Genomic DNA, 19599 nt, shown 5'->3' with positions numbered 1-19599 from the left:
AAATCACTTGTCAACATTTTATTTGTATAATTCTGGACGGCGATCCGCAAAAACCGGAATTCCTTTACGTACTTCTTTAATTTTCTCGAATTCAAGCTCTCCAAATAAAATTGATTCCTCTTCATTCGCCTCTACTACAACTTCACCCCAAGGGTCCACAATTAAAGAATGACCCGCAAATACATTATTTGGATCTTTTCCTGCTCTATTACACGCAACAACATAACACTGATTTTCAACTGCTCTTGCTTGCAATAGCAAACGCCAATGTGCTAAACGAACTAATGGCCATTCTGCTACAACAAATAATACTTTTGCCCCTTTAGCAGTATGGACACGCATCCACTCTGGAAAACGAATATCATAACAAATTGTTCCAGCGCATTCGACATCATCTAGCTTAAATTCGCCCGTACCATTACCGGCTATTAAATATTTATGTTCATCCATAAGCTGAAATAAATGTACTTTACTATATTCGTTGACTAGCTGTCCTTCATTATTTACAACATACATCGTATTTGTAACACCTTGCTCTGTTTGCTTTGCTATAGAACCACCAACAATATGTATATCATATTGCTTCGCCCATTCTATTAACTTTTCTTTCGTTTCCACTCCATCACTATCTGCAATTTCAGAAAGTCTCGTTAAATCATATCCTGTTGTCCATAGTTCTGGTAAGACGATAACATCTGGCCTTTCCTTCATAGCTTCGCTTATTTTATTTTTAGCATTCTCAATATTTTTTTCTACATCTCCAAAAACAATATCCATTTGAATACATGCGACTTTCATTTTTTCAGCCCCATTCTTATTTTTTTCTTTACAAAATACTGGAAAGATTATATCATTTGTCACTAGAATTGTAACAACTTTCAAAAGAGGTGGAAAGTATGAAATTATTTCAACCTTCTGAGATAGTAACATCATTGCCAACACAATTTTTCGCTTCACTTGTTGCAAAAGTTAACAAAGTCGTTGCAGCTGGTCACGATGTTATTAATCTAGGTCAAGGTAATCCAGATCAACCAACACCGCAGCATATCGTAAAAGCTTTACAAGATGCTGCCGAAAAGACCATTCATCATAAATATCCGCCATTTCGCGGACATGAAAGCTTAAAGGAAGCCGTGGCTACATTCTATAAACGTGAATACGGCGTCGAATTAAACCCAAAAACTGAAGTTGCTATTTTGTTTGGCGGGAAGGCTGGACTAGTAGAATTACCGATTTGTTTTACAAATCCTGGTGATACGATTCTCGTTCCGGATCCAGGTTATCCAGATTATTTATCCGGGGTTGCTTTAGCAAAAGCACACTTTGAAACAATGCCGCTTATTGCAGAAAATAACTTTTTACCAGATTATACAAACATTGATGACTCTATTGCAGAGCGTGCAAAATTAATGTTTTTAAACTATCCAAATAATCCTACCGGTGCTACTGCATCAAAAGATTTTTTTGATGCAACCATTCACTTTGCTAATAAACATAATATATTAGTTGTTCACGATTTTGCTTATGGCGCTATCGGATTTGATGGTCAAAAACCTGTTAGTTTCTTGCAAGCAGATGGTGCGAAAGATATAGGAATTGAAATTTACACATTATCAAAAACTTTCAATATGGCTGGCTGGCGCATCGCTTTTGCTGTAGGGAATGAAAGTGTGATTGAAACAATTAACCTATTACAAGATCATATGTATGTTAGTATATTCGGTGCAGTTCAAGATGCTGCTCGAGAAGCGCTATTAAGTTCACAGTCTTGCGTAATAGACCTTGTAAATAGTTACGAATCTCGAAGAAACGCTCTTATTTCAGCCTGTCACTCAATTGGTTGGAATGTAGACATTCCAAAAGGATCATTCTTTGCATGGCTTCCCGTTCCAAAAGGATATACCTCTGAGCAATTTTCTGATATTTTACTAGAAAAAGCACATGTCGCAGTTGCTCCTGGTGTTGGATTTGGTGAGCATGGGGAAGGGTATGTCCGTGTTGGTCTCTTGCATGCAGAAGATAGATTACGGGAAGCCATTAATCGAATTGATAAATTAAATTTTTTCAAAAAGTAATTGACAACACGAAAAATATCTGACAAAATTCAGTTATCTTAAAAATTTAAACATTTCTAAATACTTCTTATCAAGAGCAGGTGGAGGGACGAGCCCGACGAAACCCGGCAACCGATCTACAATTGTAGACACGGTGCTAATTCTCGCAGCATTACGCTGACAGATAAGGAGCTGGTTGTAAAAAAACCTCTCCTTAGCTGAGAGGTTTTTTTATTTAACTAGGAGGTTATAACAATGAGCGGAATTATAGCGACGTATTTAATCCATGATGATTCACATAACTTAGAAAAAAAAGCTGAGCAAATTGCACTCGGTTTAACAATTGGCTCTTGGACTCATTTGCCACACTTATTGCAAGAACAATTAAAGCAGCATAAAGGCAACGTCATTCATGTTGAGGAATTAGCTGAACATGAATATACCAATTCGTATTTACGTAAAAAAGTAAAACGCGGAATTATTAAAATCGAATATCCGCTATTAAACTTCAGTCCAGATTTACCAGCGATTTTAACGACTACATTTGGAAAGCTATCACTTGATGGCGAAGTAAAACTAATTGACTTAACTTTTTCAGACGAGTTAAAAAAACATTTTCCTGGTCCAAAATTCGGGATAGATGGTATTCGAAATCTTTTACAAGTGCATGATCGTCCCCTTTTAATGAGTATTTTTAAAGGAATGATTGGACGAAACATTGGGTATTTAAAAACGCAATTACGCGATCAAGCAATTGGTGGTGTAGATATAGTAAAAGATGATGAAATATTATTTGAAAATGCATTAACACCACTTACGAAACGCATTGTATCTGGAAAAGAAGTTTTACAATCTGTCTACGAAACATACGGTCATAAAACGTTATATGCCTTAAATTTAACAGGACGAACTTTTGATTTAAAAGAAAATGCTAAACGTGCAGTGCAAGCTGGAGCTGATATTCTATTATTTAACGTATTTGCTTACGGACTAGATGTACTACAATCACTTGCAGAAGATGATGAAATCCCAGTTCCTATTATGGCACATCCTGCTGTAAGTGGTGCTTATTCAGCATCCAAGTTATATGGAGTTTCATCACCATTATTACTTGGAAAGCTACTACGTTATGCTGGGGCTGACTTTTCATTATTCCCATCTCCATACGGAAGTGTTGCGCTAGAAAAAGAGGAGGCTCTTGCTATCTCAAAATATTTAACTGAAGACGATGCATTTTTCAAGAAGAGCTTTTCTGTTCCGTCTGCTGGTATTCATCCTGGTTTCGTTCCCTTTATTGTACGAGATTTCGGTAAAGATGTTGTTATTAATGCTGGCGGCGGGATACACGGACATCCAAATGGAGCGCAAGGCGGCGGTAAAGCTTTCCGTACTGCAATTGATGCTACTTTGCAAAATAAACCACTCCATGAAGTAGACGACATAAATTTGCATAGTGCACTACAAATATGGGGAAATCCCTCTTATGAGGTGAAATTATGAGTATTCAAGTATTTTGTGATTTCGATGGCACGATTACAAATAATGATAACATTATGTCCATTATGGAAAAATTCGCACCACCAGAAGCCGAAGAAGTAAAGAATAAAATTTTATCACAAGAACTATCCATTCAAGAAGGTGTTTCTCAATTATTTCAATTCATACCTACTAATCTGCACGATGATATTATTCAATTTTTAATAGAAACTGCTGAAATCCGTAGTGGTTTTCATGAGTTTATACAATTCGTAAAGAAAAATAACATTTCTTTTTACGTGATATCAGGTGGAATGGATTTCTTCGTCTATCCACTCTTACAAGGAATCATTCCAAAAGAGCAAATTTATTGTAATGAAACAGACTTTTCAGCAGAGTTTATTACAGTTAAATGGCCTCATTCTTGTGATGATCATTGTCAAAATCATTGCGGATTATGTAAATCATCATTAATCCGTAAATTAAGTGATACAAATGACTTTCATATTGTAATTGGAGATTCTATTACCGATTTACAAGCCGCGAAACAAGCTGATAAAGTATTCGCTCGCGATTTTCTTATTACAAAGTGTGAAGAAAATCATATTGCTTATACACCGTTTGAAACATTTCAAGATGTGCAAGCTGAATTAAAACTTTTGTTGGAGGTGAAGGCATGAAACAACTTTTTCGTCAATGGTATGACTTAAGCGAGTTAAAAAAAGAGTTAACAACACGAAATTGGTTTCCAGCAACAAGTGGTAATATTTCTATAAAGGTTAGCCATGAACCACTTACTTTTCTTATTACAGCAAGCGGTAAAGATAAAACAAAAACCACTCCAGATGATTTTCTATTAGTAGATCATGTAGGAGTTCCCGTTTTAGAGACTGAATTACGCCCTTCAGCAGAAACAATATTGCATACACACATTTATAACAATACGAATGCCGGGTGCGTACTTCATGTTCATACAACTGATAATAATGTCATCACAAATTTATATAGTGATGCAGTCACCCTTCAAAATCAAGAAATTATTAAAGCTCTCGATATTTGGGAAGAAGGTGCAACAATTCAAATTCCTATTATTGAAAACCATGCCCATATCCCAACGCTTGGAGAAAACTTCCGAAAGCATATACAAGGAGATTCGGGTGCAGTATTAATCCGTAACCACGGTATTACCGTATGGGGTCGAGATAGCTTTGATGCAAAGAAGAGATTAGAAGCTTATGAGTTTTTATTCCAATTTCATATAAAACTATTATCAATTCAAGGAGGCGTTTCTAATGGCGCAAATTCGTATTCATGAAGTAAATACTCGTATTGAAAATGAAGTGGAAGTATCTAAATTTCTACAAGAGGAAGGCGTTTTATATGAGAAATGGAATATTTCTAAACTTCCTACTCATTTAAATGAAAATTATTCTTTAACAGATGAAAACAAAGCTGAAATATTAGCTGTGTTTTCAAAAGAAATCGCTGATGTTTCAGCACGCCGTGGTTATAAAGCACATGATGTAATTTCACTTTCAAATAGCACCCCTAACCTTGACGAATTATTAATTAATTTCCAAAAGGAACACCATCATACAGATGACGAAGTTCGTTTTATCGTCAGTGGTCATGGCATTTTCGCTATTGAAGGTAAAGATGGGAAATTCTTTGATGTTGAACTTGAGCCAGGCGATTTAATATCTGTTCCTGAAAATGCAAGACATTATTTTACCTTGCAAGATGATCGCCAAGTTGTAGCTATTCGTATTTTTGTGACAACTGAAGGCTGGGTTCCAATCTATTAAGGTAGTTAGTTGAATAAAAGGACTTGGACCCCCTTTTCCAAACTTTTATTCACTCTACATATATACATCCTCCTATGGAACAGGCTTATTTCATTTTGAAATAAGCCTGATTTTTTATTTACTTGAAAGTACCATTTCATCACAAGTTTAACACCTTGATTTTTCAAGTGCATTTTTTGAACATTTTTTGAATTTTTTCTGAAAATTCTGTTTTATATGTGATATACTACAATTAACTAAGAAGGAAAATAATATCGCAAACAGAGGGGGATAATCATGAGCTTACTTATCGCACTTATACTTGGAGTTACATGTGGAGCATTTCCTGTTATTTTAGGAGCTATTATGGAAGAGTTAGAAATTGGTGTTTTAGGATTTGTCGCATCTTGTGTAAGCGCTTTATTATTTGGTTTATTCGGCGCTATTCCTGTTTCAATTCTGTGTGCTTTTTATATAATACGCCATGCTCGTACAAAACAATTTGGCCCTAATCACATCGCACAAATTATCCCGTTCCCGGTTGAACGATGCCGCCGGGCTTCTAACTTATAATTATAAAAATTAAAGATGACTAAATAAATAAAAGTCCTCATTTGAGGACTTTTATTTATTTTCTTCTAGAAATTGAAACAATTCTTGTAGATGTAGGGCATCTTCACCATAGCTAATAGATACATAAAATATGCCGTCAATCTCAGCTTGCATATAAAGATCCACTCCATCACGATCATATTTCAATGCTAAATAAAACTCCATTTCTTCTAACATCTTTTTTGAGGTTCGAATTACATAATGCCCCTTCTCATCTCTTCCATATTCAAATTCTGGTTCAAAATCATATTTTTGTTTAAAAGCTTCTTTTTGTCTTTCATTAATTTGCATACAAGTAGCTCGCTGTACAGTATCAATCATCTCATCAAACTTTTGAAGGTCCACCTCGTTTACCCCCTTATATATTTTTTATATAATACTTGTGTTCCACTATTTTCTTCGCCATCCTTAATTAACTCTTCATACAATTCTTTCGCCAAACTTAAGCCTGGGACTGGTAATTGTAATTTTTCTGCTTCCTCTAAAGCAATTTTCATATCTTTCATAAAATGCTTTACATAAAATCCTGGCTCAAAGTCTCCTTTTAACATTCGAGGAGCTAAATTACTTAATGACCAGCTACCTGCTGCTCCTGTTGAAATACTCTCTAACACTTTATCTGGATTCAGTCCAGCCTTCTTCGCGTAAGCAACAGCTTCACATACTCCAATCATATTGGAAGCAATGGCAATTTGATTGCACATTTTTGTATGTTGTCCACTCCCAGCTGGTCCTTGTAATTGAATGTTTGTTCCTAACTTTTCAAGTAAAGGTAAGCATCTATCATATATTTCTTTCTCTCCACCTACCATAATTGTGAGTTTTGCTTCTTTCGCGCCAACATCTCCTCCTGAGACAGGTGCATCTAACGTATATATTTTTTTGCTTTTTGCAACTTCATTAATACGTTTTGCTAAAGTAGGTGTAGATGTCGTAAAGTCAATTGCTATCGTACCTTCTTTTGCATGTTCTATAATTCCTTCTATACCAAAATACACTTCTTCTACATCATGTGGATATCCAACCATTGTCATTACAATATCAACTTGCTTCACTAACTCTTTTGGCGTATTACACCAATTTGCACCAGCTTGCACTAAAGAATCTGTTTTTGCTTTCGTTCTATTATATACATATACTTTATGACCATCTTGCATTAAGTGATAAACCATACTTTTTCCCATTACGCCAATACCAATGAAACCTATTGATACAGTTTTATGTTCCATTTTCTCATCCCCTTTGTTCTAATAAATCATTTACCATCTTTCGGAACTCTTTATTAAAGTCATCATCCATACTATTTTTCACATTTGAAAATAACATAACAAAAATTCCTTTTTCTTTATTAAAATTATTGAAAGTGTTCCAACCAGATAATACACCATGATTATGAAAATAATCTGGATATATATAAAAACTAAATGCATATTTCCGTTCTGCTGAAGGTGAAAACATTGCTTGTATACTTTGTTCAGAAAGAAGTTTTCCATTTATAATTGCTTCGTCTAACTTCTTCATATCTCCAACTGTCGTATACATCTCACCACAACCATATAGCCAATCCATGCCTAACTTCTGCGCTGGTACAAGCTCTTTATCTTTTTTCACATAACCCTTTGTAAAATTTTTATCTCCAGGTACCATATTTCCCATACCGGATTCATGCATATCTGCTTTTACAAATATGTTTTCTTTTATGTAATCTCCTAAAGGTTTTTTCGATATATGTTCTATTATATAAGCAAGAACCATATAATTATAATCTGTATATCTCCAACCTGTTCCTGCAGGAAATTCTAAATTTTGACGTCCAATCCAATTAATTAACTGTAAACGGGAAGCAGCATTCACATTTCCTTTCGCATGTTCAGGTAAACCAGAGGTATGCGTTAATAAATGATATAGTGTAATATTTTTATTCTCCGGAAATGAAGGAATATATTTATTTACATTATCTTGAATATTCAATTTACCTTGTTCTTGCAACTGTAAAATAGATGTGGCAACAACTGTTTTCGTAATAGAACCGATACGATATTTTGTTTGAGGGGTATTTTCTATTTTATTTTGAACATCAGCATACCCATATCCTTTATTCAATATAACACGCTCTTTATCTGTTACCAAAACTGTTCCATTAAATTGCTTTCCGACTAAATATTGATCTAATTTTTGAGATATACTAGCATAATCAATTTGTTGCTCTTCTTTTTCTTCTATATTCCCTTGTACTTCCGATTCAATAGTAGGATTCACTTTAGTTGTTAATACAGTGTTTTCCTTTATATTGGGGCTAACAAGAAAATAGTATACTCCGCTGCCAACTATAGCAGACAGTGAAGCCATCACCATTACTTTTTTTATCATATTGATCCTCCATAATTCCTTCGCTAAAAATTATCCCCCCTATTCTATTATCAAACAATAAAAAAAAATCGCAACAATTTGTTGCGAAAAATTACATTTTTTCTTTTCTATACACACATACTTGATTCTTTCCATTTTTTTTCGCTTCATATAATGCAATGTCCGCTCGTTGCATTAATTCTTCTCTTGTAGTTCCTTGTTCATATAACGCAACTCCAAAGCTAGCTGTTAACTTCGAAATTCCAGTAAATTGCTTTGTTTCAATAAAGAATCGTAATGACTCCGCAACTTGAAATGCTTCCTTTTCTACTGTATTTGTCACTAATATAATGAATTCTTCTCCTCCCCATCTTGCAAATACATGTTGCTGCTCCACTTTAGATTTCATAAGCTCTGCAAGTTGTATTAATGCTAAATCGCCAAAATCATGACCATATGTGTCATTAACTGTTTTAAAATTATCTATATCAAATAAAATGATTGCTATTTTCTCATCACTACGTATTACCTTTTCCCATTCTACCTCTAGTATTTGTTGAAACTTTAAACGATTATAAATCTCTGTCAATGAATCTATCATAGCAAGTCTTTCTTGTTCTTGATAGATTTCATCTAATTCTGTAATTTCCGTGCACTTTACAATAAATCTTGATAAATCTTCTGGCAATGGTGTCGCACGTAATAGAAAAGTAGATACTGCCCCTTCATAATTTAACATCTTAATTCTTCTACCACTAGATAAAGTATCGTCTAGCCATGTTATATCATGCGTCGTCGAGTAGTATCCATTTTCTCTAATAAAATGTTCAGCAAATACTAAATGTTGCTCACGATAGGCAAACAAATTTTCATATCCGAAAAAAGCTAAAAAATTTGTATTACAATCAACTATTTCATCATCTTCTACTATAAATAATAGATCATTTTGAAAATCAAACATCGTTTGAAGCAATTCCTGCTGCAAACTAACTTGCCTTACTAAAGAAAGTTGATACAAACTCTTATTCACTTCCTCTAACACTGCTTGCGGAGTTACAGGAGCTATTACAATATTACGTATTCCTAATGCAAGTACATCTGTGAATTCTTTTGTTATTTGTTGATCCCAAATGACAATGAATGTACTGTGCGGAGTATACATATTCTTTATATATTTTATTTGAGAATAATCTGTTACATACGTAATGATAATGTGTGGTTTCGTTCTTTGAAATAATAGTTCGCCCTCTTCAAAACTATTTGCTATAAACATACATTTGGGATGGATATTTTCTACCGTTTGTTGATGCTTACATCCATTTTCTATATAAAGGACATTTAACTGCAGATCTTGTAACACATTTTGGAAAACCGTATTCTCTAATAAAAAATGTAGTATGTTCATCACTAGTCTTCACTCACTTCATATATCTTGTTCTACTGAATTCCTCACAAACTTTTTTAAAAGACTGGTCTCCAATAAACTTTAATTTGTGAGAGATACATATTAACAAGCTAATTGAGAATGTTATCTTCGCTTTTCACTCTATAAATTCCTTTTTTAGTGTATGATTGTAGGAATTGTATCGTTTGTATGAATGCCCTAGCTAATTTTTAAAACTTGACAATTAAAATAAAGATATTATATTCTTAAATTCGATAACTTACAAAATGTAAGTAGTGTATATTATTTTTTTGAAGATAATTCGATATACAATTTGGAGGATATACAATGACAAACGACAACTTTTTTGATGTTCTATATGAACGCACATCTACACGTGCATTCAACCCAAATAAAGAAATCTCATCTACAGAATTACATGAGATTTTAAAAGCCGCAGCACAAGCACCTTCCGCTTGGAACTTACAACACTGGAAATTCCTTGTTTTTCAAGGTGAAGATGTACAAAAACGATTACACCCAATAGCTTATAACCAACAACAAATTCTTGATGCTTCTGCAGTAGTCGCTATTTTAGGCGATTTAGAAGCTTATAAAAATGTTGAGCCGGTATATGGTCCAATTGTAGAACAAGGATTTATGAAAGAAGAAGCAAAAGAACGCTTAGCTAAAAATATTGAATCTGCATATGCTCGTGAACAATTCCCAAGAGATGCTGCCTTTTCAAATGCATCTTTAGCAGCAATGCAACTTATGCTTGCAGCTAAAGCAACTGGTTGGGATACTTGTGCTATTGGTGGCTTCAATCCACAAGCACTGACAGACGAATTTAACGTTTCATCTCGTTACGTTCCAATTATGCTTATTACAATTGGTGAATCAACTTTAAAAGGCCACCCTGCACCTCGCATGAGCGTAGAGCAAGTGAGTGAGTGGGCAAAATAATAAAAAACGAAGGTAACTACGTTGCCTTCGTTTTTTTATTTCCTGTCATACTTTTGTAATATTACTACAAATCATTCGACATTTATACTTATGGAAAAGTATATTCTATTCCCTCCTCATAAATAAACGTGACGTTTCGTGTCGAATTTTGTTAAGGTGTTGAAATATACCCGTGTATTTTTGTTACAATTGTGATACAATGATAACAAATAGATAACAAGAGAGGGATTTTCATTGAGTTCATACGGAAGCTTTATCGCACTTTTATGTTACATAGTAACTGTACTGCTTCTATATTTTATTGGTGATGCCGCAAACATCTCCATTTTACAATTTCCAAAAGAAGAAGCATTCCAATTAGAATCAGAAAAACATACTGCACGATCCATTGTGCCACTACTCCTAGCTCTTCCTGTATATATCATCGTTTTATATAAAAGTAAAAAAGTGTAAAGGCTACCCATTTCATTTATTTCGGTGGTTTTTACATTTTTTTGTTATATTCCTCCTATTTTAAACATCATTCCATACTAAACACCCAGCTAGTCATTTAAAATGAGAAAATCCCCTAGAAAAAATTCCACTCTCTGTCCAGTCACTAACTACCGAACTTACATAGATTATAAGTGTGAAGGGGGTGATGAGGATTATGTTTGGATCATTTGGATGCTGTGATAACTTTAGAGACTGTCATCATCGTGAAAGAGAGTGTGACCATCGCGAACATCGCGAGAAAGAGAGAGAAGTAGTTAGACCACAACAACCAGCTGTATGTAACGTACTTGCTAGCATTTCAGTTGGAACAGAGCTTTCTCTTTTAAGCATTAGAGGTAATGGCACTTTCAATAATGTAATTTTTGAAGGTTTCGCTAACGGTGTTGCTCTTTTCTCTGCTTTAGCTCGTAATAACAAAGACGACAAAGATAACAATAAAGACGATAAGAACAATCAAAATCGAAATACTTTTACTGGTATTTTACGTGTATGCCCAACTGATATCGTTGCAATCGCTATCTAATTCTGTCTCTTATCCTCAATAGTAAGCAAATAAGATTTACTTTTCTCATAGAAAAAACCTGAGACCGATTTCAAATCGGCTCAGGTTTTTTTATTGTTTATATGCTTTTAACTAGTTCAACAACTTCTTCAGCAGTTGACATCATTAATGCTTTTTCTGCTAATGTTTCCATTTCTGCTTTTGACAACTTGCTTAGCTGTGTTCTTGCAGGAAGAATAGATGTTGCACTCATACTGAACTCATCTAAACCTAATCCTAATAATAATGGGATAGCAAGTGAATCGCCCGCCATCTCACCACACATACCAGCCCATTTGCCTTCTTTATGAGCAGCATCGATAACCATTTTTACAAGACGTAAAATAGATGGGTTATATGGTTGGTATAAGTAAGATACTTGTTCGTTCATACGGTCTGCAGCCATTGTGTATTGGATTAAATCATTTGTTCCGATAGAGAAGAAGTCAACTTCTTTCGCGAATTGATCTGCTAATACTGCTGAAGCTGGGATTTCAACCATCATACCAACTTCAATAGAATCAGAAACAGTTGTACCCGCTTCTACAAGTTTCGCTTTCTCTTCTAATAAAATCGCTTTCGCTTGACGGAACTCATCAAGAGTTGCAATCATTGGGAACATAATTTTTAAGTTACCGTATACGCTAGCACGAAGTAATGCACGAAGTTGTGTACGGAACACATCTTGCTCATCAAGACATAAGCGAATTGCACGGTATCCTAAGAATGGGTTCATTTCTTTTGGTAAATGTAAGTATGGAAGCTCTTTATCTCCACCGATGTCAAGTGTACGAACAACGACTGGTTGACCTTCTTTTACACCTTCAAGAACTGCTTTATACGCTTCGAACTGCTCTTCTTCTGTTGGAAGATTATCACGGCCCATGTATAAGAATTCTGTACGGTATAAGCCAACGCCTTCTCCGCCATTATCGATAATACCTTGTACATCATTTGGTGTTCCGATATTTGCAACAAGCTCAACGTGATGTCCGTCACTTGTTACAGTAGCTTGGTCTTTTAATTTAGCCCATTCAGCTTTTTGCTCTTCAAATTTCGCTTTCTTTTCTTCAAACGAACGAAGAGTTTCTTCTGATGGATTTACAATTACTTCTCCATCTAAACCGTCAATGATAACGATATCGCCGTTTTGGATTTTCTCCATAACAACTTTCGTACCAACAACAGCTGGAATTTCCATAGAACGAGCCATAATTGCAGAGTGAGATGTACGTCCACCGATATCAGTAGTGAAACCTTTTGCATACTTACGGTTTAACTGAGCTGTATCAGATGGTGTTAAATCTTCAGCAATGATGATTACCTCTTCAGAAATTGTACCAGGATTTGAGAAGTTAATTCCTAGTAAATGTGCAAGAACGCGTTTTGTTACGTCACGAATGTCCGCAGCACGTTCTTTCATATATTCGTTATCCATGTTTTCAAACATAGAAATAAACATTGATGCAACTTCATCCATTGCAAATTCAGCATTTACTTTTTCGCTATTTACTTTATCTTTTACTGGGTTTACTAGTTCTGGATCATTTAACACTAATAAATGTGCTTCAAAGATCGCAGCTTTGTCAGCACCTAGTTCAGCAAATGCGTGGTCCTTAATAGCTTCTAATTCAGTTTTTGCTTTCTCAAGCGCAGCGTCTAAGCGTGCAATTTCTGCAGCTTCGTTTGTAATTGATTTCTTTTCGATGTTAAATTCAGGATTTTCAAGTCTGAAAGCCTTTGCAATAGCAATCCCACTTGATGCAGCGATCCCTTGAATGTTAAGAGTCATTATTCTCCTAATCCTTCATTTTTCATAGTTTCTTCGATAGCTGCTAGTGCTTGAGCTGCATCATCACCATTTGCAGTGATTTTAATTTCTGCGTTTTGTTGAATGCCTAAAGACATAACGCCCATGATTGATTTTAAGTTAACGTTCTTTCCGTTATACTCTAAGTTAATGTCAGAACCGAATTTGCTTGCAGTGTTTACAAGTAGAGTTGCTGGACGAGCATGAATTCCTGAGTCGCTAGTTACTTTAAAGATTTTTTCCATGATAATTTATCTCCTTTAAATTACAGTATTTTTTAGTTGTATAGACGTGAGTACTACACCATCTATTGTATATAATAGGCGATGTTCGGTCAACCACATCGCCTATTATAATTATAAACATTTTGCGTCAAATTCCTACTGAATGTCAATAATAGCGGTTTCGCCCTTCTTAACATTTCCATCTTTTTTCAATTCGACTTGTTGCCCTTGTTGTAAGTTTGTAAAGACAATTGGTGTAATGATAGATGGTGCATTTTCTTTTACAAATGCAAGATCTACTTTTAATAGTGGTTGGCCTTGTTTCACCTTGTCGCCTTGTGCTACAAGCGCTTCAAAACCTTCACCATTTAATTTTACAGTATCAATACCGAAGTGGATTAAAATTTCTTTTCCGCCTTCAGATTGAATGCCAATCGCATGTTTTGTAGGGAATACATTGACAATCTCACCGTTCACTGGAGAAACTACTGTTCCTTCAGTTGGTTCAATTGCAAATCCGTCTCCCATCATTTTTCCTGAGAATACTTGGTCAGGTACTTCTGTAATTGGTAAGATTTTTCCTTCGATTGGTGATACAATTGTTTCATTTTCATCAACTTTTTGAGGAGTTTCTTCCACTTTTACAGGTTCTTCTTTTTCAACATGAGGTGTACGCCCTGACATAATATCATGAATTTGTGATTTTAATGTGTCAGATTTCGGCCCGAAAATAGCTTGAATGTTATTTCCAACTTCAAGTACACCAGCTGCTCCAAGTTCTTTTAAGCGGTCTTTGTTTACATTCTTTTGTTCGTTAACTTGAACACGTAAACGAGTAATACAAGCATCTAAAGAAGCAATGTTTTCTTTACCACCAAGTGCTACTAATACTTCACGAGGAAGTTCGCCTGCTTCTGCTTTTCCTGCGCCGTCATTTGCATTTGCCACTTCACGACCAGGTGTTTTTAGATTCCATTTGCGAATTGCAAAGCGGAATCCGAAGTAGTAAATAACTGCTAGTACAAGACCAACAATAATTACCCACCACCATGCTGTGCGGCCTGGTAATACACCGAATAATAGGAAGTCAATTAAACCACCAGAGAATGTCATACCAATTTTAACACCTAAAATTTGCATTGTCATAAATGATAGACCAGCAAATACAGCGTGAATTCCGAATAATACTGGCGCTACGAATAAGAATGAAAATTCAAGTGGCTCTGTAATACCTGTTAAGAAAGATGTTAATGCTGCAGAACCTAAAATACCTGCTGCTAATTTTTTATTTTCTGGACGTGCTTCATGGTACATTGCTAAAGCTGCTGCTGGAAGACCAAACATCATGAACGGATACTTACCAGTTGTAAATGTACCTGCTGTTAATTCTACACCGTCTTTTAACTGTGCCATAAAGATTTTTTGGTCACCACGGATTAATTCGCCAGCTGCATTTGTATACTGACCGAATTCGAACCAGAACGGTGAATAGAAAATGTGATGTAATCCAAATGGAATTAATGAACGTTCAATTAAACCGAATATAAATGCTGCGATTGTTCTATTTGCATCAATCATTTGATGTGAGAACGTGTTTAAGCCACCTTGAATGTATGGCCAAATGAAGCACATGATAATACCTACTATTAAAGAGAATGTTGCAGTTGCGATCGGTACGAAGCGCTTACCTGCAAAGAAACCTAAGTATGATGGTAATTCAATGTTGAAGTATTTATTATAGCAATATGCCGCTACTATACCGACGATAATACCACCAAATACTCCTGTTTGTAGCGTTGGAATACCTAATACGTTTGCATACGCTGGATCTGCAAATCCAATTTTTACTGGGTCTGCTCCAGAACTTGTTACTTTCACTAGCTTATCTACTTCTAAGAACACACTCATCGTTTTGTTCATAATTAAGTAGCCGACGAATGCTGCTAAACCAGCTACTCCGTCTCCACCAGCTAAACCAATTGCTACCCCAACTGCGAATAATAATGCAAGGTTAGCGAAAATAATATCACCAGATTGTTCCATAATTTTTGCAACCATTACGAACCAATCTGCTTTTAAAGCAGGAATAACATTTGTTAACTGTGGATTTTGAAATGCATTACCAAATCCAAGTAAAATACCTGCCGCCGGTAAAATCGCTACTGGAAGCATTAACGCTTTTCCGACTTTTTGAAGAACACCAAAGATCTTCTTAAACATGGAAACCCTTCCTCTCTTATCTATATTGATACCTTCCGACAAACGCCAAAAAGACATGAGGAAAAAAAGATAGAACGATAGCTATACAAAGGGTAGTATATCCCTTTCTCTAGCTTACATTCCTTACTTTTCTCCACTCATGCCTGATCGAATCAGTAACACGTGTCAAAAATAGGTTTACGTATAAGTTCACTATAATTAAGGCAAACGTTTTCGTTACTCACCTTAATGTGTTTGTCGAAATTTGTATAACTTTGCAATAGTTATTATACATAACTATTGTAAGCGATTCAATCATTTTTTTTAACGTTTTCATTTTAGACAAAAATATATGACTTTTTACACATGCTCTGCCTTCACTAAGCGTTGCAAGTGCATCGTTAAATAAATACTTTCAGCTTCATATACAGGTAGTTGCAACTCTTTTTGCATGACCTTAACTAGCTTCCAAGCCAAGTTATAGCAAACTGGATACTCCGCCTTTAATAAATCAGCAAAACTTTGCGATTCTTCTACTTTTTCTCCTTTTTTCACCCTCTCAATAGCATATTGAAGATGACGAATAAGGCGTAAATAATGAATGCTCTCTTGGTCTAATGTAATTTGTAAGTTTGTCTCAATTAAAGATACAAGTTGTGCAATGAGACGGGAGTTTTGATTAACTGAAGATAAATCAGAATTTGTAAGCGAACTGTAAATGTGAAGTGCAATAAAACCAATTTCTCCTTCTGGCAATGTAATTTGCAAACGAGAATTTAAAAGTTGTACAACACCTTCCGCAATTGCATATTCCTCTGGATAGAGCATTTTTGTTTCAACTAAAAAAGGGTTATCAATTGTAAGTCCTTGTTTTAACCTTTTAATCGCAAATGAAATATGATCCGTTAACGCAATATGAATATGTTCATTTAGTGGAGATTTCGCTTTTTCTTGAATGTACAGCATAATATCGTTCATCAATTCAATTAATTTTTCACTAATATGCGGCACTAATAATTTATATTGTTCACGATCACGTTCATTTTTTAAGACAAACATTTTTTCGATTTGTTCTTGCTCCAATACATCTTTCGCTTTTTTCCCAAATCCAATTCCTTTTCCAATCACTACTACTTCCTCGTGTTCAGGATGGCTAGCAATGATGACATTATTATTTAAAACTTTTTTAATTTCTAGATAATTATTCATATAACACCACCCTCGTACTTAAATAGCCTACTTTCATGTTACAGAATATTCTTCTTTGTCGTCAATGTAAAACATCTGCCATTTAATAAAAATTCATTTTTTAGACATGTTTATATATGATGCGTATAATGTAAGAGCAACTGTACATAGAAAGGAGATAACAGCATGATTAAAATGTTTGTAAGTGATATCGATGGTACAATGATGCAACACGGAGGTCTTATTGATGAACAAGATGTTGCGGCACTACGCAGCCTTGCCGAACAAAATGTTATTCTTTGCTTCGCTTCCGGAAGACTTGATAATGAAATTGCAGACTTAATGAAAGCTGTAAATACAAATTTTCATCGCATTAGTGTAAATGGTGTTTTTGTATATACACATGAAAATAAACAACTATTATCTGCAACTTTTGATTCCAGCATACTTCCCGATTTGTTAGCTATGACGAATGAAGATCCTTATTTCCGTTATGTAAGTGATGAGCATAATTATTACATTGAAGAGAAAACACCTTTTATTCAAGAACTTGAACAACAAGTAACTATGACTTCTGTTGAAGAACCAAACTTACTACAGAAGATTGATGATACAATTTTCCCAAATAAAATTTCTGTCGGTGGAACAAAGGAGAGCTTGCAACTCCTTCAGAAAAAAATTGATGAAAAATTCCACGGGAAAGTTAGTACTTTCATCTCAGCAGAACAATGTTTAGATGTAATGCCACCGAATGTTAGTAAAGGCTCTGCCATTTCTGTTTTATTAAATGAGTTTCAAATAAAACCTGAGGAAATTGCTTGTATAGGGGATTCTTACAATGATATTCCTATGTTTTCTTTAACTCCTCACAGTTTTGCTATGTCACAAGCAGATGATGCAGTAAAAAATCACGCTCACTATGTAGTAAATCACGTCAAAGATGCTGTTAACCACGTAATTGCTCATAATAAAAATACGACTCATTCCTTATAAGGATGAGTCGTATTTTTATTTCTTTACATGTTAACCATTTTCAATTCCACTGTACTTCACAAACTGAAATATACTATTTGTTACGTGCGATATTCGTAATAAATTTATAACGATCTCCACGATAAATACATTTCACATACTCTAGCGGTATCTCACCTTCTGAATATGACCATTGACGCATTACAAGTACAGGCGCCTTTTTAGGAATATGCAGATGTTCAGCTTCATTTTCCGTCGCAACGGAAGCTTCAATTGACTGAGTAGCGCTAACAAGTTTAAAGCCCAGTTTTTTCTCTAAATGTTCATATAAAGATTGTTGCAATATCTCTTCGTTAATATCTTTTACAAGAGCTGGCGACAAATATGTCGTCTCAAAAGCAATCGGTTCATCATCAGCTAAGCGAATACGCCTCACTTCATAAACCGATTCCCCCTCCTGTATTCTCAACCGGTCTGCTATTTTCGCAGTAGCTGGAACTAGGCGGAAACTAAGTAATTGACTACTTGGGTTCATCCCACGAGAAATCATGTCTTCTGTGAATCCCGTCATTCCTTGCAATTTTTGTTCCACTTTCGGAAGTTGGACAAATGTTCCAATTCCACGCTTCCGATATAAATAGCCTTGTTCCACTAAATTATTAATCGCCTGTCTGATTGTCATTCGACTCACTTCGAACTTATCACAAAGTTCATTCTCAGATGGGATTTTATCTCCCGGCTTCCATTCGCCGTCCTCAATTAGCTGTTTCACCCACTCTTGAATCTGATAATAGATCGGAAATGGTGAATACTTGTCGATGTTCATCAGCAATCGCCTCACTGCATAAAGATAGAGCTTCTTGATCAGCGATTACGGTTACATTCGGATGACGTTGTAAAACTGTAGCCGGACACTCTTCACTATATTCACCTTGCAATAATTCTTTAACAGCTTCTGCCTTTTTAGAACCCATAGCAACTAGTAGAACTTGTTTCGCTTTCATAATGCTTCCAATTCCCATTGTAATCGCATGAGTTGGCACATCTTCTTCTTTTTCGAAGAAGCGAAGGTTTGCTTGGCGTGTAGATTCTGTTAATTCAACAATGTTTGTTGGAGAATTAAACGGTGTTCCTGGCTCATTAAATCCGATGTGACCGTTTTCACCGATTCCAAGAATCTGTAGGTCAACTGGGTTAGCAGCTAGAATGCTCTCGTAACGTTTGCATTCTTCCTCTAAATCACTTGCCATCCCGTTTGGTACATAAGTTTGTTTAAATGGAAGATGATCAAACAACTGTTCTTGCATGAAATAGTGATAGCTGTTTTTATCTTCATGTGGTAAATTTACGTACTCATCTAAGTTTACAGTGGTTACACGGCTTGTATCAAGTTTATTTTTTCGCATTTCTGCATAAATACCTAATGGAGAGCTTCCTGTAGCCATTCCTAACGTTGGATTTTCTTTTGTTTTTACAACTTCTTCAATTAATTTATAACCTGCTTCTGCTAGTTCTTCTGGAGTTTTTACAACAAGAATATTCATT

The 19599-nt window shown here is 35.2% G+C and carries 21 protein-coding genes and 1 riboswitch; of the genes, 10 read left to right on the top strand and 11 right to left on the bottom strand.

The genetic code is table 11. The annotated features are described in order from the left end of the window. Positions 1–18 precede the first annotated feature (18 nt). A complete protein-coding gene (locus AU379_RS04165) occupies positions 19–882 on the bottom strand; it encodes a carbon-nitrogen family hydrolase (protein ID WP_030027774.1) in 864 nt (287 codons plus the stop codon). A 14-nt stretch (positions 883–896) separates the two neighbouring features. Between AU379_RS04165 and AU379_RS04160 the strand changes: the two genes are divergently transcribed. The 6 genes from AU379_RS04160 (at position 897) to AU379_RS04135 (ending at position 5887) form a co-directional block, all read left to right on the top strand. After that, the gene (locus AU379_RS04160; RefSeq protein ID WP_000765512.1) at positions 897–2075 is read left to right on the top strand and encodes a pyridoxal phosphate-dependent aminotransferase; all 1179 of its coding nucleotides are present in this window, start codon (positions 897–899) and stop codon (positions 2073–2075) included. A 64-nt stretch (positions 2076–2139) separates the two neighbouring features. After that, a riboswitch (SAM riboswitch) is annotated at positions 2140–2245 on the top strand. Between the two features lie 64 nt (positions 2246–2309). Further along, the gene (gene mtnW / locus AU379_RS04155) at positions 2310–3554 is read left to right on the top strand and encodes a 2,3-diketo-5-methylthiopentyl-1-phosphate enolase (protein ID WP_000014192.1); all 1245 of its coding nucleotides are present in this window, start codon (positions 2310–2312) and stop codon (positions 3552–3554) included. Next, positions 3551–4210: a 2-hydroxy-3-keto-5-methylthiopentenyl-1-phosphate phosphatase gene (locus tag AU379_RS04150; RefSeq protein ID WP_044584820.1), complete on the top strand. Its 660-nt coding sequence runs from the start codon at positions 3551–3553 to the stop codon at positions 4208–4210. Before mtnW ends, AU379_RS04150 begins: the two co-directional genes overlap by 4 nt. After that, on the top strand, positions 4207–4845 hold the full coding sequence (locus tag AU379_RS04145; protein WP_000811347.1) for a methylthioribulose 1-phosphate dehydratase: 639 nt from the start codon (positions 4207–4209) through the stop codon (positions 4843–4845). The genes AU379_RS04150 and AU379_RS04145 overlap by 4 nt, the downstream gene beginning before the upstream one ends. Further along, on the top strand, positions 4823–5335 hold the full coding sequence (locus tag AU379_RS04140) for a cupin domain-containing protein (protein ID WP_000057317.1): 513 nt from the start codon (positions 4823–4825) through the stop codon (positions 5333–5335). Before AU379_RS04145 ends, AU379_RS04140 begins: the two co-directional genes overlap by 23 nt. Positions 5336–5611: 276 nt before the next feature. Further along, a complete protein-coding gene (locus tag AU379_RS04135) occupies positions 5612–5887 on the top strand; it encodes a hypothetical protein (RefSeq protein ID WP_000054659.1) in 276 nt (91 codons plus the stop codon). Between the two features lie 51 nt (positions 5888–5938). Here AU379_RS04135 and AU379_RS04130 read toward each other — a convergent pair whose 3' ends face one another. The 4 genes from AU379_RS04130 to AU379_RS04115 all read right to left on the bottom strand — a co-directional run bounded on the left by AU379_RS04130 (position 5939) and on the right by AU379_RS04115 (position 9680). After that, complete coding sequence (locus AU379_RS04130) at positions 5939–6271, bottom strand: DUF3909 family protein (RefSeq protein ID WP_000365624.1); 333 nt, start codon at positions 6269–6271, stop codon at positions 5939–5941. A 5-nt stretch (positions 6272–6276) separates the two neighbouring features. Beyond that, positions 6277–7155: an NAD(P)-dependent oxidoreductase gene (locus AU379_RS04125; RefSeq protein ID WP_044584821.1), complete on the bottom strand. Its 879-nt coding sequence runs from the start codon at positions 7153–7155 to the stop codon at positions 6277–6279. 4 nt (positions 7156–7159) lie between these two features. Continuing rightward, complete coding sequence (locus AU379_RS04120; RefSeq protein WP_061138970.1) at positions 7160–8296, bottom strand: serine hydrolase; 1137 nt, start codon at positions 8294–8296, stop codon at positions 7160–7162. Positions 8297–8387: 91 nt separating this feature from the next. Next, complete coding sequence (locus tag AU379_RS04115) at positions 8388–9680, bottom strand: GGDEF domain-containing protein (RefSeq protein ID WP_001023189.1); 1293 nt, start codon at positions 9678–9680, stop codon at positions 8388–8390. Between the two features lie 327 nt (positions 9681–10007). Here AU379_RS04115 and AU379_RS04110 point away from each other — a divergent pair, with 327 nt between their 5' ends. The 3 genes from AU379_RS04110 to AU379_RS04100 all read left to right on the top strand — a co-directional run bounded on the left by AU379_RS04110 (position 10008) and on the right by AU379_RS04100 (position 11643). Further along, complete coding sequence (locus AU379_RS04110) at positions 10008–10625, top strand: nitroreductase family protein (protein ID WP_000180372.1); 618 nt, start codon at positions 10008–10010, stop codon at positions 10623–10625. Positions 10626–10859: 234 nt separating this feature from the next. Continuing rightward, positions 10860–11078, top strand: coding sequence for a hypothetical protein (locus AU379_RS04105; protein ID WP_000100485.1), 219 nt, complete (start codon positions 10860–10862; stop codon positions 11076–11078). 196 nt (positions 11079–11274) lie between these two features. After that, the gene (locus AU379_RS04100) at positions 11275–11643 is read left to right on the top strand and encodes a DUF3915 domain-containing protein (protein WP_000468038.1); all 369 of its coding nucleotides are present in this window, start codon (positions 11275–11277) and stop codon (positions 11641–11643) included. 97 nt (positions 11644–11740) lie between these two features. On the opposite strand, the gene ptsP is transcribed toward AU379_RS04100, so the two are convergent. The 4 genes from ptsP to glcT all read right to left on the bottom strand — a co-directional run bounded on the left by ptsP (position 11741) and on the right by glcT (position 17103). After that, positions 11741–13453: a phosphoenolpyruvate--protein phosphotransferase gene (ptsP, locus tag AU379_RS04095; RefSeq protein ID WP_000174207.1), complete on the bottom strand. Its 1713-nt coding sequence runs from the start codon at positions 13451–13453 to the stop codon at positions 11741–11743. After that, on the bottom strand, positions 13453–13716 hold the full coding sequence (gene ptsH / locus AU379_RS04090; RefSeq protein WP_000411080.1) for a phosphocarrier protein HPr: 264 nt from the start codon (positions 13714–13716) through the stop codon (positions 13453–13455). Before ptsH ends, ptsP begins: the two co-directional genes overlap by 1 nt. A 135-nt stretch (positions 13717–13851) precedes the next feature. After that, complete coding sequence (gene ptsG, locus AU379_RS04085; protein ID WP_000473174.1) at positions 13852–15915, bottom strand: PTS glucose transporter subunit IIABC; 2064 nt, start codon at positions 15913–15915, stop codon at positions 13852–13854. Positions 15916–16254: 339 nt separating this feature from the next. Next, on the bottom strand, positions 16255–17103 hold the full coding sequence (glcT, locus tag AU379_RS04080) for a ptsGHI operon transcription antiterminator GlcT (protein WP_001067317.1): 849 nt from the start codon (positions 17101–17103) through the stop codon (positions 16255–16257). 165 nt (positions 17104–17268) lie between these two features. Here glcT and AU379_RS04075 point away from each other — a divergent pair, with 165 nt between their 5' ends. Further along, positions 17269–18075 carry a Cof-type HAD-IIB family hydrolase gene (locus tag AU379_RS04075; RefSeq protein ID WP_000594244.1) on the top strand — a complete coding sequence of 269 codons (807 nt, stop codon included), beginning with the start codon at positions 17269–17271 and terminating at the stop codon, positions 18073–18075. A 73-nt stretch (positions 18076–18148) separates the two neighbouring features. Here AU379_RS04075 and AU379_RS04070 read toward each other — a convergent pair whose 3' ends face one another. Together AU379_RS04070 and nagB are read right to left on the bottom strand one after the other, a co-directional pair. Then, complete coding sequence (locus AU379_RS04070) at positions 18149–18880, bottom strand: GntR family transcriptional regulator (RefSeq protein ID WP_014894892.1); 732 nt, start codon at positions 18878–18880, stop codon at positions 18149–18151. Then, positions 18810–19598 (bottom strand): glucosamine-6-phosphate deaminase, encoded by a 789-nt coding sequence (gene nagB / locus AU379_RS04065; protein ID WP_001024210.1) that lies wholly within the window; start codon positions 19596–19598, stop codon positions 18810–18812. Before nagB ends, AU379_RS04070 begins: the two co-directional genes overlap by 71 nt. Position 19599: the final 1 nt, after the last annotated feature.

The sequence above is a fragment of the Bacillus sp. JH7 genome, assembly GCF_001563515.1.
Taxonomy (GTDB): Bacteria; Bacillota; Bacilli; order Bacillales; family Bacillaceae_G; genus Bacillus_A; species Bacillus_A cereus.
Note: the sequence above shows the minus strand (reverse complement) of the source record. Positions and strands in the feature narration are given on the sequence as shown.